The 14,135-nt window shown below is 71.8% G+C and carries 15 protein-coding genes; 7 read left to right on the forward strand and 8 right to left on the reverse strand.

What is annotated here, in order from left to right; genetic code table 11:
* Window positions 1-34 precede the first annotated feature (34 nt).
* Window positions 35-1,054 (forward strand): Gfo/Idh/MocA family protein, encoded by a 1,020-nt coding sequence (locus ACQP2Y_RS36450; protein ID WP_433720693.1) that lies wholly within the window; start codon window positions 35-37, stop codon window positions 1,052-1,054.
* A gap of 81 nt (window positions 1,055-1,135) precedes the next feature.
* On the opposite strand, the gene ACQP2Y_RS36455 is transcribed toward ACQP2Y_RS36450, so the two are convergent.
* The 5 genes from ACQP2Y_RS36455 to ACQP2Y_RS36475 are packed head-to-tail and all read right to left on the reverse strand — an operon-like array spanning window position 1,136 to window position 5,115.
* Window positions 1,136-2,164 (reverse strand): amidohydrolase family protein, encoded by a 1,029-nt coding sequence (locus ACQP2Y_RS36455; RefSeq protein ID WP_433720695.1) that lies wholly within the window; start codon window positions 2,162-2,164, stop codon window positions 1,136-1,138.
* A complete protein-coding gene (gene kynU, locus ACQP2Y_RS36460) occupies window positions 2,161-3,390 on the reverse strand; it encodes a kynureninase (RefSeq protein ID WP_433720697.1) in 1,230 nt (409 codons plus the stop codon). The genes ACQP2Y_RS36455 and kynU overlap by 4 nt, the downstream gene beginning before the upstream one ends.
* Window positions 3,387-4,244 (reverse strand): tryptophan 2,3-dioxygenase, encoded by an 858-nt coding sequence (locus ACQP2Y_RS36465; RefSeq protein WP_433720699.1) that lies wholly within the window; start codon window positions 4,242-4,244, stop codon window positions 3,387-3,389. Before ACQP2Y_RS36465 ends, kynU begins: the two co-directional genes overlap by 4 nt.
* A 45-nt stretch (window positions 4,245-4,289) precedes the next feature.
* On the reverse strand, window positions 4,290-4,736 hold the full coding sequence (locus tag ACQP2Y_RS36470) for a YchJ family protein (RefSeq protein ID WP_433720701.1): 447 nt from the start codon (window positions 4,734-4,736) through the stop codon (window positions 4,290-4,292).
* A 4-nt stretch (window positions 4,737-4,740) separates the two neighbouring features.
* Window positions 4,741-5,115, reverse strand: coding sequence for a MerR family transcriptional regulator (locus ACQP2Y_RS36475; RefSeq protein ID WP_360829113.1), 375 nt, complete (start codon window positions 5,113-5,115; stop codon window positions 4,741-4,743).
* A 52-nt stretch (window positions 5,116-5,167) separates the two neighbouring features.
* On the opposite strand from ACQP2Y_RS36475, the gene ACQP2Y_RS36480 reads away from it, so the two are divergent.
* Window positions 5,168-6,100: an aldo/keto reductase gene (locus ACQP2Y_RS36480; protein WP_433720703.1), complete on the forward strand. Its 933-nt coding sequence runs from the start codon at window positions 5,168-5,170 to the stop codon at window positions 6,098-6,100.
* A gap of 4 nt (window positions 6,101-6,104) precedes the next feature.
* Here the strand turns inward: ACQP2Y_RS36480 and ACQP2Y_RS36485 are convergent, their stop codons facing one another.
* From ACQP2Y_RS36485 to ACQP2Y_RS36495, 3 genes are all read right to left on the reverse strand, one after another.
* Window positions 6,105-6,581, reverse strand: coding sequence for a methyl-accepting chemotaxis protein (locus ACQP2Y_RS36485; RefSeq protein WP_433720704.1), 477 nt, complete (start codon window positions 6,579-6,581; stop codon window positions 6,105-6,107).
* A 69-nt stretch (window positions 6,582-6,650) separates the two neighbouring features.
* The gene (locus ACQP2Y_RS36490) at window positions 6,651-7,994 is read right to left on the reverse strand and encodes a HEAT repeat domain-containing protein (RefSeq protein WP_433720705.1); all 1,344 of its coding nucleotides are present in this window, start codon (window positions 7,992-7,994) and stop codon (window positions 6,651-6,653) included.
* 28 nt (window positions 7,995-8,022) lie between these two features.
* A complete protein-coding gene (locus tag ACQP2Y_RS36495) occupies window positions 8,023-8,934 on the reverse strand; it encodes an RNA polymerase subunit sigma-70 (protein WP_433720707.1) in 912 nt (303 codons plus the stop codon).
* 107 nt (window positions 8,935-9,041) lie between these two features.
* Between ACQP2Y_RS36495 and ACQP2Y_RS36500 the strand changes: the two genes are divergently transcribed.
* From ACQP2Y_RS36500 to ACQP2Y_RS36520, 5 genes are all read left to right on the forward strand, one after another.
* Entirely contained in the window at window positions 9,042-9,428 is a 387-nt protein-coding gene (locus ACQP2Y_RS36500) for an SgcJ/EcaC family oxidoreductase (protein ID WP_433720709.1), read from the forward strand.
* Window positions 9,429-9,513: 85 nt separating this feature from the next.
* Entirely contained in the window at window positions 9,514-10,527 is a 1,014-nt protein-coding gene (locus ACQP2Y_RS36505; RefSeq protein WP_433720711.1) for a LacI family DNA-binding transcriptional regulator, read from the forward strand.
* Between the two features lie 207 nt (window positions 10,528-10,734).
* Window positions 10,735-12,096: an ABC transporter substrate-binding protein gene (locus ACQP2Y_RS36510; RefSeq protein ID WP_433720713.1), complete on the forward strand. Its 1,362-nt coding sequence runs from the start codon at window positions 10,735-10,737 to the stop codon at window positions 12,094-12,096.
* 61 nt (window positions 12,097-12,157) lie between these two features.
* Window positions 12,158-13,072: a carbohydrate ABC transporter permease gene (locus tag ACQP2Y_RS36515; RefSeq protein WP_360822117.1), complete on the forward strand. Its 915-nt coding sequence runs from the start codon at window positions 12,158-12,160 to the stop codon at window positions 13,070-13,072.
* An 11-nt stretch (window positions 13,073-13,083) separates the two neighbouring features.
* Window positions 13,084-14,052 (forward strand): carbohydrate ABC transporter permease, encoded by a 969-nt coding sequence (locus tag ACQP2Y_RS36520; RefSeq protein WP_433720715.1) that lies wholly within the window; start codon window positions 13,084-13,086, stop codon window positions 14,050-14,052.
* Window positions 14,053-14,135: the final 83 nt, after the last annotated feature.

The raw sequence follows: 14,135 nt of genomic DNA on the forward strand, positions 1-14,135 counted from the left end.
AGCGGTGAAGATCGCGGGACGTAGGATCCGGTCCATGACGGCTACACGGATCGGACTGGTGGGGTACGGCTCGGGCGGGCGGATCTTCCACGCCCCCCTGCTCGCGGCGGCGGACGGTGCCGAGTTCGCGGGCGTGGTGACGCGTTCCGCCGAGCGGCGCGCCGAACTGGCCAAGGGCCACCCCGGCGTGCCCGCCTTCGACTCGCTCGCCGACCTCGCCGCGGCGGGTGTCGAAGCCGTCGCCATCTCCACTCCGGCGGCCACCCACGCGGCCCTGGCCCGCGAGGCGATCGCGCTCGGCCTGGCCGTGGTGGTGGACAAGCCGTTCGCGCTGGACGCGGAGGCGGCCCGCGAGGTCACGACGCTGGCGGCCGACGCGGGTGTGCTGCTCAGCGTCTACCAGAACCGCCGCTGGGACTCCGACCTGCTCACCCTGCAGCGCCTGATCGGCGAGGGGGCGCTCGGCGAGGTCCGCCGGTTCGAGTCCCGTTTCGAGCGCTGGGCGCCGGACCGGGAGCCGCCCGCGGCAGGCGGTGGCACGCTGCTCGACTTCGGTGCCCACCTGGTGGACCAGGCGCACCTGCTCTTCGGCCCGGCCACCCGGGTGTACGCGGAGTTGCGCGGCGACGGCGACCTGGACGACGACGTCTTCGTGGCCCTGCACCACGAGAGCGGCGTCGAGTCGCACCTGTGGGGCAGCTGGCGGCAGGCGGCGCCGGGTCCTCGCCTGCGGGTCAGCGGCACAACGGGCACCTACATCGTCGACGGCATCGACGGGCAGGAGGCGGCGCTCAAGGCCGGCCGTTCCCCCGCCGCCCTGGGCGAGCGCTGGGGTGCCGAGCCGGACCACGCGTGGGGACGGCTCTACCGCGGGGCCACGGGTGCGCCGGTCCGTAGTGAGCGTGGCCGGTGGGACAGTTTCTACCCGGCGTTCGCGGCGGCTGTCCGCGGGGAGGCGCCGGTCCCGGTCGACCCGTGGGACTCGGTCCGCAACATGGACGTGCTGGACGCGGCCCGGATCAGCGCGACCACCGGCGAGACGGTCGGGCTCTAGCGCAGCCGCACGTGCGGGCCCAGGACGCCCGGTCGGGCTCCAGCGCGGCCGCACCTGCGGCCCGAGACGCGCGGTCGGGCTCTAGCGCGGCCGCACGTGTGGGCCCAGGACGCGGGCGGTGGCCAGTGAGCCGGCGAAGGTGGCCGGCTCCAGGTCCAGGCCGGCCGGCAGCCAGGCCGGTTCGCCCTGATCCGGATCGGTCGCGGCGGCCAGGATGTCGGCCGGGCTCAGGCCCGCCTCCAGCAACGCGCCCAGCTCGCGCGGGTTGATCCCCGGCGGTAGCGGGCCGTTGCCCAGGTCGGTGCCGTAGCGGACTTTTCCGCCCTGGCCGAGGAATCGCCGCAGGTTGCCGAGCGCCACGTCGCGCTCGGGCGTCGCGGTGCCCCAGCCGTGGATGTCCAGCGTGCTGATCCAGGTCATCCGGTCCGCGCAGTCCCGGATCAGCCCGTCGTCGAGGGCCTCGGTCCACGGGGTGTGCGCGAGCACGTCGGCCCCGGCGGCCAGGGCGGCGGCGACCGTGCCCGGCCCTTCCGCGTGCACGACCACCGGCAGCGCCGCCGAGTGGGCCGCCTCGACCACCGCGGCCAGCGTCGCGTCGCTGAGCATCGGGCCGCCGGCGTGCGCGGTCACCTTGATCAGCGTCGCCCCGCTGCCGTGCGCCTCGTCGACCGCCGCGGCCGCGTCCGCCGCCGACCGCACTTCGCGGCAACTGCCGGCGGGCGCCCACGACCGATCGCTGGGATAACCGCCGGGAGCGATCAAAAACGGACCGGCGAAGCGTACGGCCGGAGCACCGCGCGCCGCCTCGGCCGCAACCTTGGCCGGCACGCCGCCCAGGTCCCAGACCGACGAGATGCCCCCGGCCTGCACCGTCGGCAGATCCACCAGCGCCGAGTGCACGTGCGCGTCGCACAGCCCGGGCAGCACCGTCCCGGGCAACCGCCGCCGCGCCGCCCCGGCCGGCACCTCAGCGACCGGCACGACCTCCCGCCCACCGACCGCCCCGGCCTGAGCGAAGGGCCGGGCCGGGCTCAGCGCCACGCCGGTCCGCAGCCGGCCGTCCCACCACAACGAGTCCGGCAGCAGCCAGTCCGGGCCCGCCGGGCTCACGACTGTTTCTCGAGCAGGGTGCGCAGCACGGCCAGGCCCCGGTGCACCTCGGCAAAGCTCGTGCTCAGCGGGGCCGGCCCGATCCGGATGCCGTCCGGCCGCCGGTAGTCCGGGATGACGCCGTTGTCCCAGAGGCTCTCCAGCAGCTGTTCGAAACCCGGGCGGCGCAGCGTCACGTGACCGCCGCGCGACGATGGCTCCCGAGGGCTGACCACCTCGACGCCCAGCGGCGCCAGCCAGCGATCGGCCAGCTCCAGCGCATAGCCGGTGAGCAGCACGGACTTGGCCCGTACGGCCTCGATGCCGGCCTCGGCCAGCATGTCCAGGTTGGCGTGCAGCGGGACCATGGCCAGGATCGGCGGCGTGCCGCTGAGCAGCGCCCGTACCCCTTCGGCCGGTTCGTGGCCCGGGCCCATCTCGAACGACGCCCGGTGGCCCATCCAGCCCTGGATCGGCTGCCGCAGCTCGCCCTGCAGCTCGCGGCGCAGGTAGCCGAAGGCGGGCGCGCCCGGGCCGCCGTTGAGGTACTTGTAGGTGCAGCCCACCGCCAGGTCCGCACCCCAGTCGTCGAGGCGCACCGGCACCGAGCCGACCGAGTGGCTCAGGTCCCACAGCGTCAGGGCGCCCGCGGCGTGCGCGATCCGGTTGATCTCCGCGGCGTCGGCGAGCCAGCCCGACCGGTACGCCACGTGGCTGAACAGCACCAGTGCGGTGTCCTCGTCGACCACCTCGGCGACCTGGGCCGGCGTGATGCCGGTGGCCGGGTCCGTCTCGATCCACGCCAGGCTCAGGCCGCGCTCGGCGGCGATGCCCTCCAGCACGTACCGGTCGGTGGGGAAGTTGTCGGTGTCCAGCACGATCTTGCGGCGGCCGGGCCGGGCGTCGACGGCGGCCCGGGACAGCTTGTAGAGCAGCACCGTCGTGGAGTCGGCCACCACGACCTGGCCGGCGGCGGCCCCGAGCGCGACCGCGCCGAGCCGGTCGCCGAGCTGCAGCGGCCACTCCAGCCAGCCGTCCGTCCAGCCGCGGATGAGCCGGCCGGCCCACTGCTCGCGGACGAACTCGTCGAGCAGCTGGGCGGTGGCCCGCAGCGGCCGGCCGAGCGAGTTGCCGTCCAGGTACGAGACGACGTCGAAGCCGTCCGGGGTCAGGAAACGCTCGCGCAGGTGGGCCAGCGGGTCGGCGGCGTCGAGGGCCTCGGCCCGGGACAGCAGGTCGTCGCTCACGCGCCCACCACGCCGATCTCGGTCCGGACCGCGTACAGCTCCGGGAAGAAGGTCAGGTCCAGGGCCTTGCGCAGGAAGTTCACGCCGCTGGAGCCGCCGGTGCCGGCCTTGAAGCCGATCGTGCGCTCCACGGTCTTGAGGTGGCGGAAGCGCCAGAGCTGGAAGTTCTCCTCCAGGTCGACGAACTCCTCGCAGGCCTCGTACGCCTCCCAGTTGGCGTCCGCGTTCTCGTAGATCTTGGTGAAAACCGGGACGAGCTCCTCGTGGTACCGGTAACCCTCGGTCACGTCCCGTTCCAGCAGCGACACCGGGACGTCGTGGCCGTGCCGAGCCAGGTAGCGCAGGAACTCGTCGTACACGGTCGGCGCCTCCAGCGCGCCCAGCAGCAGCTCCTGCGCCGCCGGGTCGTCGTCGAAGATCGTGAGCATCCGGCGGTCCTTGTTGCCGAGCAGGAACTCGACCGCGCGGTACTGGTACGACTGGAAGCCCGACGAGGTGCCCAGGAAGCTGCGGAACTCGGCGTACTCCGACGGGGTGAGGGTGGCCAGCACCGACCACTGCTCGGTGAGGCAGCGCTGGATGTGCTTGACCCGGGCCAGGCCCTTGAGCGCGGGCCGCAGGTCGTCGGCAGCGAGCTTGCGTTGCACGGCGCGCAGCTCGTGCAGGATCAGCTTGAGCCAGAGCTCCGACGTCTGGTGCTGCAGGATGAACAGCAGCTCGTCGTGGTGCTCCGGGACGCTGACCGGGTGCTGCGCCGAGAGGACCTCGTCGAGCCGCAGATACCGCCCGTACGACATGTTGACCTTGAAGTCGCGGACGATGCCGGCCTCCAGGGGCCGTTGATTCGACGACACGTGCCTGCCCTCCTCAGATGATTCACCTGAAGGAGATCACACCCGTCAGATGTTGGCGAGAGGCCCGTCGGTAAGGATCGGACCCCAGTACACCCACTGACCGTCGTGCCGCACGAAGCGGCTGCGCTCGTGCATCTCCCCAGGCCGGCCCGCGTCGCGGTAGTGGGCCCGGAACTCCACCATGCCCTCGGCGTCGAAGAGCCCGCCGCGGCTGGTGCCCAGCACGTCGAGCCCGGTCCAGCGCAGGCCCGGGTCCGGCTCGACGTCCGCCGGCCGGGTGTCCGGGTGCCAGGACCGCAGCACGTACGCCGCGTCGTCCAGCACGAAGGCGGCGTAGCGCGAGCGCATCAGCCCCTCCGCGGTGGCGGCGGCATGGCCCCGGTGCGCCGGGCCGCAGCATTCACCGTACGGCTGACCGAGCCCGCACGGGCAGGGCTTCGCGTCGTCGAAGCCGGTCAGCGTCGTGGTGCGGCGGGATGCGCGTCGGGCCATGCCCTCATTCTTGCTCACCGGCGGTGTCGAGCGACCGGTAGTAGCGGATCTTCCCGCGGATGTGCTCACGCTGCTCGGCCAGCTCGGCCAGGCGCCGGCCGATCTCACGGTCGTGCTCCTCGAGCAGCTCCACCCGTTCCCGCATGGTGCGTTCGTCGCGGGTCAGGTCGGCATAGCGGCGCATCTGGGCGATCGGCATGCCGGTGTCGCGCAGGCAGCGCAGGATGCCCAGCCAGGCGATGTCGTCGTCGTCGAAGACCCGCTGCCCGCCGGGTGTACGGGCGATGTCGTCGAGCAGCCCGATCCGTTCGTAGTAGCGCAGGGTGTCGAGGCTGAAGCCGGTCTTGTCGGCGATCTCGCCCGGGGAGTAGGTCGGCATCCCGCGATTCTGCCCTTGATCTGGAGTGCGCTCCAGGTGGCACCGTGCCGCCATGAGCGAAATCGTTTTGGGCGCCATGCTGTTCGGCACGCGGATCGGCGAGCGTGAGTCGTTCGCCCTGCTGGACCACTTCACCGAGCGCGGCGGGCGGTGGATCGACACCGCCAACAACTACTCCTTCTGGCTGCACGAGAGCGGCCTCGGCGGCCAGAGCGAACAGGTCGTCGGCCGCTGGCTGGCCGCGCGGCCCGGCCTGCGTGACCGGGTACGGATCAGCACCAAGCTCGGCGCGCAGCCCACTGACCCCGCCATCGGCTTCCCGTCGGCCGAGGGCCTGTCCGCACCGGTGATCCGCCGGGCCACCGAGCAGAGCCTGGCCCGGCTGGGCATCGAGCACCTCGACCTGCTCTGGGCGCACATCGAGGACCGGTCGGTGCCGCTGGACGAGACCGTGACCGCGTTCGGTGAGCTGGTGACGCGGGGCGTGGTGGGCCGGCTGGGCGCGTCGAACCACCCGGCGTGGCGGGTCGAGCGGGGCCGGCAGCTGGCCGCCGCCCAGGGTGTCGCGGGCTGGACCGCTCTGCAGTTGCGGCACTCGTACCTGCGGCCGCGGCCGGGAGCGGCGTTGCCCGCGTCGGCGCACCGGGTGGTGACCGACGAGGTGCTGGACTTCGTGCGCGGCAATGACGACGTGGTGCTGTGGGCGTACACGGCGTTGCTGAACGGGGGTTACGTGCTGCCCGAGCGGCTCGACGAGGCGTACGAGCACCGCGGCACGACCCGGCGCCTGGCCGAGCTGGATGCTGTCGCCGCCGAGCTCGGTGCCAGCCGCCACCAGGTCGTACTGTCCTGGCTACTGGGGGGCAGCCCTGGCGTGTGGCCGATCGTGGGCGCCACCACGGTGGAGCGGCTCGACGAGGCGCTGGACGCGTACGAGATCAAGCTGGACGCCGCCCAGCGCGACCGGCTCGACCGGGCCGCCTGAGGCTTCAGCGGGCCTGCTGGTCCAGCACGATCGCGCTGATCACCTGCTGGCAGCGGTCCAGCTCCTCGATCAGGCCGCGCATCTCCTCGATCGCCGAGACGGCGTTGCGGGTGTCACTGCGGATGCCGCCGACCTGCCCGCCGATCTCGCTGGTGGCCACCGCGGTCTCGTTGGCCAGGTCCTTGACCTCGCTGGCCACCACGGCGAAGCCCCGGCCGGCCTCGCCCGCCCGGGCCGCCTCGATGGTGGCGTTCAGGGCGAGCAGGTTGGTCTGCTTGGCGATGGTGGCGATGAGCTCGACGACCTTGCCGATCTCGGTGCTGCTGGCCTCCAGCCGCTGGATCACCTCGACGGCGGTCTGCGCCGCGCGGACCGCCGACCGGGTCGCCGTCGCCATGTCACTGCTGACGTCGGCGAGCCGATGCGCGGAGCCGGGCGCCGTGCTGTCCGGGTATTCCGCACCGCTCTGCCAGTCCGTCATTGCGTCCACCCCTCGCCGGCCCTACCTCCAACATCGCACCCCGCGGTTGCCGTTCGCGGCGAATTCCCGCTATCGGGTCGCGTCGGCCCGGCCGCGCGTCGCCAGCCGGGGGTCAGGGTCGTCGGCGAGCCGCAGCGCTGCTTGCCGGCGGGTCACCGGGTCCCGGCCGTTCAGCAGCCGGTAGCCCGCCCGGCGCACCTCGGGCCGGCTGTCCCCGAGCAACTCCCAGCCCAGCCCGGGAGGCACCCGCCGGTCGAACGGGCGCAGCGCCAGGGCCGCCTCCCGGACCACGGCGGCGGCCGGGTCCCGCAACAACGGCACCACCAGCTCCACCGGTACGGCGCCGAGGTGGCCGAGCGCCCGTACCGCCGCGGCCCGGATCCGCCCCGACGGGTGGCTCAGCAGCGCGACGAGCACCGGGGCGTCGCGGTCGGAGCCGGCCTCGGCCAGCCCGGCCACCGCTCCTGGCGACGGCTCGGTGGTGCGGTAGTGCGCGACGGCGTCCGTACCGGCGCGGCGGGCGGCGTCCCGGGCGATCGCGCGGACCAGCGGCGCCGGGTCGTCCAGGGCCGGGACCGCCTCGGCCGCCGGTCCGAGCCGGAGCAGCCCGGTGAGGCCGAGGGCCCGTACCCCGGCCGGCCGCGCGGCGAAGAGCCGTTCCAGGGTGGGCCGGTGCTGCCGCCCGACCGCCTGTTCGTAGGCCACCTGCGCGGCGCGGTTACGGATCTGCGCGTCGCCCTCCCGCACCGCGAGGTCCGCCAGCGCGGCCAGGTCGAGGCGGCCCTGGTGCAGGTCGGCGTCGAAGGCCAGCCGCCGCTGGTCGCGGTCGGGCGACGCGGCCAGCTGCCGCCGCACGTCGTCCGGCGCGGCGAGCACCGCGGCGGTGACCAGTTCGCGCGCGAAGTGCCCGCGGAAGCGGTCGGCGAGCTTGACGGCCATCGGTACGGCGCCCGGCAGGAACCGCCCGGGGTCGTCGCTGAGCAGCCGGGTCAGCGCCGCCCGGGCCGGGTTGCGCACCTGCGGGACCCAGTCGTCGGCCCGCAGCACCAGCAGGGCCACCAGTTCCGGGAGCGGACGCGCGGCGATGGCGACGACAGCACGTTCCCGGACCCGCCCGTCGCGATGCAGCGCGGCGGCAGCGAGGGCGATCGGCGTCCGGCGGCCCTTGGCGAATCGCCGCAGCAGCATGTCGAACGCCGGCGCCGACTCGTCCGCGTACCGCCAGGTGATCCGGCGGATCCGCTCGTCGAGACGCACCAGCAGCCGCGGCCGCCCGCCCAGCCGGGACAGCGCGGTCCGGGCCGCGAGTTCGTCGTCGCGGGAGTCCGCCTCCACGAGCAACTCGACCAGGCGCAGCACTGCCTCGTCGTCGTAGGCGGGCGTCTCGAGCGCGGCGGTCAGGGCGTCGGTCATCGGGCCATGGTGTCAACCCGGGCGCTCGTCAGCGCGGCATTATCAGCGGCAGCCCGAAGGCGGTGAACAGGCTGTCGTCCATGAAGACGACGGTGCGGGTGACGGCGCCGCCGGCGACCTCGAAGACCTGGATGGTGTGGGCGCGGCCGTCGACGTAGGCCGCCGCCGCGAGTCCGCCGTTGGCCTCGATCGGCAGCAACCGCCAGTCGGTGCCGCGCATCGCCCAGACCCGGGCGATGAAATCGGCGTACGCGTCGGCGCCCACGTACCAGTTGAGCACCGGCGGCATCTCCAGCACCACGTCGGCCACCAGGAGCCGGCGCAGCGCGTCCAGGTCCGCGTTCTCGAAGGCCGCCACGTACCGCTCGACGACGGCCGGATCAGGCGGCGGCCGCAGGTCGTCCTCCGCCACGTCGCCGACCCGGGACCGGGCCCGCTGCAAGCCACTGTTCACCGCCGCCGTGGTCGTGCCCAGGGTCGCGGCGACCTCCGCGGCGGAGAACTCCAGCACGTCGCGCAGCAGCAGGATCGCCCGCTGCCGGGCCGGCAGGAACTGCAGGGCGGCCACGAACGCCAGCCGCAGCCGGGTGCGGGCGGCGATCACGTCGGCCGGGTCGGTGCGCCAGGGCTGCAACCACGGCACTTCCGGCCGGGCCGTCATCGGCGCCTGCGGGTCGTCGAGGGCGCCGACCAGGCCGGACGGCAGCGGGCGGCGGGCCTGGCCCTTGAGCGCGGTCAGGCAGGCGTTCGTCGCGATCCGGTAGAGCCAGGTGCGCAGGGACGCGCGGGTCTCGTCGTACGTGCCGAAGGCCCGCCACGCCCGCAGCAGCGTCTCCTGCAGCAGGTCCTCGGCGTCGTGCGCCGAACCGGACATCCGGTAGCAGTGCGCCAGCAACTCCCGGCGGTACGGCGCGGTCAGTGCCTCGAACTCCACGCCCATGGATACCGCCGGGCGGCCCGGAAGTCATCGCCCGTCCCGCGATGAGTTTCCGTGGCGCCCGCGGTAGGTACGGCCGGAACCATCGGACACCCTCGAGAGGACAGGTCATGACCGACGAGAACGATGTGCGTGCGGTGCTGCGGTCGATCACCGCGGCCTGGGACGCCAACGACGCCGACGCCTTCGCCGCCGCCTACACCCCGGACGCGACGGTGGTGCTGACGGGCGGCGTCTTCCACCGCGACCGGGAGGAGATCCGGGCCTACATGGCCGCCGGCTTCGACGGGCCGTTGAAGGGCACCCGGGGGATCGACGAGCCGGAGCTGGTGCGGGTCGGCGGGGACAGCGCGGTGGTGGTCAGCCGGGCCGGCTTCCTGATGGTGGGTGAGACCGAGCTGCCGGCGGCCCGGGAACGGCGGGCGACGTGGACGCTCCGGCGCACGCCGGAGGGCTGGCGGGTCGCCGCGTACGCGAACGTTGCAACGGCGAACTGACAGTATCCGCAAGACCGGTCAGCCGTTCGTCCGCCGCTGCAAGGTCCAGTACAGGATTTGCAGAGCGCTGACGTAGGATTCCGGAGTGACCAAACGTCTCGCCGAAGTGGCGAAGAAGGCCGGCGTCAGTGAGGCGACCGTCAGCCGGGTGCTCAACGGCCGCAGCGGCGTGTCCGAGGCGACCCGGGCATCCGTGCTGACGGCCCTCGATGTGCTGGGCTACGAGCGGCCCACCAAGCTGCGCGGTGAGCGCGGCCGGCTGGTCGGCCTGGTGCTGCCCGAGCTGCAGAACCCGATCTTCCCGGCGCTGGCCGAGGTGGTGACCGCGTCGCTGGCCCAGCGCGGTTTCACCCCGGCCCTGTGCGCCCGCACGATCGGTGGTGTGCCCGAGCGCGACTACATCGAGATGCTGCTGGACCACCAGGTGTCCGGGGTGGTCTTCGCCGGCGGCTCGTACGCGCTGGCCGACGCCGAGCACGGGCACTACCGCCAGCTGCTGGACCGGCGGATGCCGGTGGTGATGGTCAACGGCGGCGTGGACGATCTCGGCTTCCCGCACATCTCCACCGACGACGCGGTGGCGGTGGAGCAGGCCTTCGGGCACCTGCGCTCGCTCGGGCACGAGCGGATCGGCATGGTGATGGGCCCGGAGGACCACGTGCCGTCGCGCCGCAAGCTGGCCGCGGTCAAGGAGGTCGCCCAGTGGACCGGCCCCGCGGCACAGTGGCCGGTCGAGCGGACCAATTTCTCGATGGAGAGTGCCCGGCTGGCCGCGACCCGGCTGATCCAGCGCGGCGTCACCGCGCTGATCTGCGCCAGCGACGTGCTGGCCCTGGGCTCGATCCGGGCCGCCCGCCGGCTCGGCCTCGACGTGCCGCGGGACGTGTCGGTGGTCGGTTTCGACGACAGCGTGCTGATGACGTGCACCGATCCGCCGCTGACCACCGTGCGGCAGCCGATCGAGCTGATGGGTCAGGCGGCCGTCGACGTCCTGGTGAACCAGATCGAGGGCGCCGCGGCCACCACCGACGAGCTGCTCTTCGAACCGGAGCTCGTGGTGCGCGGCTCGACCGGTCCGGTGCCGGTCCGGACCGGCTGACCAGCACATTCATCCTCATCATCAGGGCGGGCCCGGCGGGCCCGCCCTTCTTTGTGCCCTGGCCCACATCCGTCGAGTTTTTTCTATTGTTGGTTCACTTCTTGCGGGACCCCGTTGGACTTTGTATCGTCACCTCCACGAAACATCGCACCGATGAGTGAACCCCCTTAGGCGCGCACCCCACCCCCAGGAAGGGGTCTATTTCCCATGTTCAGAACCAGGCTGCGCAGTGCCCTCGGGCTGCTGCTCGTCGCCGGGGTCGCGATGTCCGCCGCCGCGTGCGGCGACAGCGACGACACCCCCGCGGCGACCAAGGACGGCAAGGTCACGCTGGTGGTCAACGGCCTCCCGCCGGCCACCGAGAAGGCCACCCACGAGCGGTTCCTCGCCAACGTGGCCGAGTTCGAGAAGGCCAACCCGAACATCAAGATCGACGCCCGCGAGGGCAAGATGGACCCGCAGACGTTCCCGGCCAAGCTCGCCGGCGGCCAGCTCGAGGACGTCTTCTACGTCTACTTCACCGACCCGGCCAGCCTGATCGCCAAGCGCCAGGTCTCGGACATCAGCAAGTACCTCAAGGACTACCCGGTCACCTCGCAGATCAAGCCCGAGGTGCTGCGGGTGTTCCAGGACGAGGGCGGCAAGACGTACGGGCTGCCGTACAAGAACTACTCGATGGGCCTGCTCTACAACCGGGACCTGTTCACCAAGGCCGGCCTGGACCCGAACAGCCCGCCCAAGACCTGGGCCGACGTGCGGGCGGCGGCCAAGAAGATCGCCGGCCTGGGCAACGGCACGGTCGGCTACGGCGACTACAGCAAGAACAACACCGGCGGCTGGCACTTCACCACCGAGCTCTACTCGCTCGGCGGCGAGATGGCCGTCAACAACGGTGGCACCTGGAAGGCCGCGTTCAACAGCCCCCAGGGTCAGCAGGTCCTGCAGCAGCTCAAGGACATGCGCTGGACCGACAACTCGATGGGCCAGAAGCAGCTGCTGGAGTGGGCCGACCTGCTGCAGCAGATGGGCTCGGGCAAGCTCGGCATGTACCTGGCCACCGCCGACAACATCCCGACCATCGTCAACCAGTACAAGGGCAAGTACGCGACCTACGGTCTCGGCCCGATCCCGGACGGCAAGGGCACGCTGGGCGGTGGCGAGGGCTACATGTTCAAGGCCGGGCTGAGCCCGGAGAAGATCAACGCCGGCCTCAAGTGGCTGACCTTCTGGTTCACCTCGGCCGAGCGCTATGAGGCCGAGAACAAGTGGTCGAGCGACACCGACCAGCCGGTCGGCCTGCCCGAGCCGGCCATCTTCACCGGCGCGGCGGCGCAGACCCAGGCCGCGGCCGACAAGAAGTACGCCAACGTCCCGCAGGAGAACTACGCCGCGTTCGTGGCCGCCATGCCCACCATCCCGGTGAAGCTGGAGCCGCCGAACGCCCAGCAGATCTACGCGGCGCTGGACGTGGCCATGCAGAAGGTCCTGACCGACAAGAACGCCGACATCACCAAGCTGCTCACCGACGCGGAGACCCAGGCCAACTCCATCCTGGCCGGCGTCAAGTAATTCGGAACGGGCCGCCGGCGGGCCATCCGCCGGCGGCCCGGACACCAATGAAGGAGAGAAGATGGCGGTTCTGACGGCGGCCCAGGTGCGGGAATCCCGCACGGCCCGGCTGCGCCGGAAGATCCAGGACAACCTGCTGGCGTACGCGTTCATGGCAGCGGGGCTGCTGTGCTTCGCCTTCTTCTCCTGGTATCCGCTGGTCCGGGGCGTCATCCTCAGTTTCCAGCAGAACAACTTCGTCGTGCCGCCGTACTGGGTGGGCCTGGAGAACTACCAGGCGCTGTTCGACGACCCGCTGTTCTACACGGCCTGGAAGAACACGCTGCTGTTCACCGGGCTGGCGCTGGTCTTCGGCTTCGTCCTGCCGTTCTTCATCGCGGTGCTGCTCAACGAGTTCCGCCACTTCAGCGGCTTCTTCCGGATCCTGGTCTACCTGCCGGTGATGCTGCCGCCGATCGTGGCGGTGCTGCTCTGGCGCTACTTCTACGACCCCGGCAACGGCCTGTTCAACTCGCTGCTGCGCAGTGTGGGTCTGCCGGAGTCCCAGTGGACGCAGTCGTCCAGCACCGCGATGATCTCGCTGGTCCTGGTGTCCACCTGGGCCAACCTCGGCGGCGCGACGCTGATGTATCTCGCCGCACTGCAGGGCATCCAGGGTGAGCTCTACGAGGCCGCCGAGCTCGACGGCGCGAGCGTCTGGCAGCGGCTGCGGCACGTCACGCTCCCGCAGATGCGCTTCATCATGCTGGTCCTGCTGCTGCTGCAGATCATCGCGACGATGCAGGTGTTCATCGAGCCGTTCGCGCTGACCGGCACCTCCAATCCCGACACCATCACCGTGCTGGTGCTCGTCTACCGCTACGCCTTCACGGTCAACCAGGACTTCGGCCTCGCGGCCGCGATGAGCATGCTGCTGTTCGTGGTGCTGGGCGCCTTCTCGGCGCTCTACCTGCGGCTGACCCGGACTGCGGACTGAGGGGAATTCCGATGACACTGACCGCCCCGCCGCAGACCCCGATCAGCGGCGCCACCCCGGCGCCGGTCCCGCCGCGCAGCAAGCGGAGGCTCGCCGGCACCAACCCGGCCACCCGTACGCTGATCTCCAGCGTCGACCTGCAACGCCACCGCGGCCTCTACTTCACCGTGCTGGGCCTGACGATCACCGTCTTCGTGCTGGTCTTCCTGGTCCCGCTGTACTGGATGTTCGCCAGCGCGGTGAAGTCACCGGCCGAGTACGCCCTGAGCACCCCCACCTTCATCCCGCACTCCTGGCACCCGGAGAACTACGCGACCGCGTGGGACAACATGCGCATCGCCAAGTACTTCACCAACACGGTGCTGTACGCGGCCGGCGGCTGGCTCATCGCGCTGATCTTCGATGTCGGGGTCGCGTACGCCCTCAGCAAGCTCAAGCCGATCTTCGGCCGGATCCTGCTCGGCGCGGTCCTGGCCAGCCTGATGCTGCCGGCCTCGGCCCTGCTGGTCCCGGCCTACCTGACCGTGGTCGACGTGCCGCTCATCCACGTCAACCTGCTCAACACGCCCTGGGCCCTGTGGTTGCCGGCCGCCGCCAACGCGTTCAACGTCTACGTGCTCAAGCGGTTCTTCGACCAGATCCCCGACGACCTGCTCGACGCGGCGTCGATCGACGGCGCGGGCAAGCTGCGCCAGCTGTGGTCCATCATGCTGCCGCTGTCGCGGCCGGTGCTCGGCGTGGTCTCGATCTTCATCATCATCGCGCTCTGGAAGGACTTCCTCTGGCCGCTGCTGGTGCTGCCGGACCCGGAGGCGCAGACGCTGAGCGTGGCGCTGAGCCGGCTGGCCAACACCAGTCAGGTGCCGCCGACCGAGTTCATGGCCGGGCTGGCCATCGCGAGCGTACCCATGATCGTCGTTTTCCTGATCTTCCAGCGCAGCATCATCGGCGGACTCTCCGCGGGCTCGATGAAGGGCTGATCCCCACCCGGTCCCTGAGGCGGTCAGCGTCGACCGCCAGGACCCGTGCGCCCTCCTCCTCTCTCGAGACACCCCAGAAAGCA

The sequence above is a fragment of the Actinoplanes sp. CA-051413 genome, assembly GCF_050955795.1.
Taxonomy (GTDB): Bacteria; Actinomycetota; Actinomycetes; order Mycobacteriales; family Micromonosporaceae; genus Actinoplanes.

Coding starts and splice junctions, on each gene's coding strand:
- ACQP2Y_RS36520 (WP_433720715.1), top strand. CDS start 13,084: ATGACACTGACCGCCCCGCCGCAGACCCCGATCAGCGGCGCCACCCCG.
- ACQP2Y_RS36475 (WP_360829113.1), bottom strand. CDS start 5,115: ATGCCGACCTACTCCCCGGGCGAGATCGCCGACAAGACCGGCTTCAGC.
- ACQP2Y_RS36510 (WP_433720713.1), top strand. CDS start 10,735: ATGTTCAGAACCAGGCTGCGCAGTGCCCTCGGGCTGCTGCTCGTCGCC.
- ACQP2Y_RS36495 (WP_433720707.1), bottom strand. CDS start 8,934: ATGGGCGTGGAGTTCGAGGCACTGACCGCGCCGTACCGCCGGGAGTTG.
- ACQP2Y_RS36470 (WP_433720701.1), bottom strand. CDS start 4,736: ATGGCCCGACGCGCATCCCGCCGCACCACGACGCTGACCGGCTTCGAC.
- ACQP2Y_RS36480 (WP_433720703.1), top strand. CDS start 5,168: ATGAGCGAAATCGTTTTGGGCGCCATGCTGTTCGGCACGCGGATCGGC.
- ACQP2Y_RS36450 (WP_433720693.1), top strand. CDS start 35: ATGACGGCTACACGGATCGGACTGGTGGGGTACGGCTCGGGCGGGCGG.
- ACQP2Y_RS36490 (WP_433720705.1), bottom strand. CDS start 7,994: ATGACCGACGCCCTGACCGCCGCGCTCGAGACGCCCGCCTACGACGAC.
- ACQP2Y_RS36515 (WP_360822117.1), top strand. CDS start 12,158: ATGGCGGTTCTGACGGCGGCCCAGGTGCGGGAATCCCGCACGGCCCGG.
- ACQP2Y_RS36485 (WP_433720704.1), bottom strand. CDS start 6,581: ATGACGGACTGGCAGAGCGGTGCGGAATACCCGGACAGCACGGCGCCC.
- ACQP2Y_RS36500 (WP_433720709.1), top strand. CDS start 9,042: ATGACCGACGAGAACGATGTGCGTGCGGTGCTGCGGTCGATCACCGCG.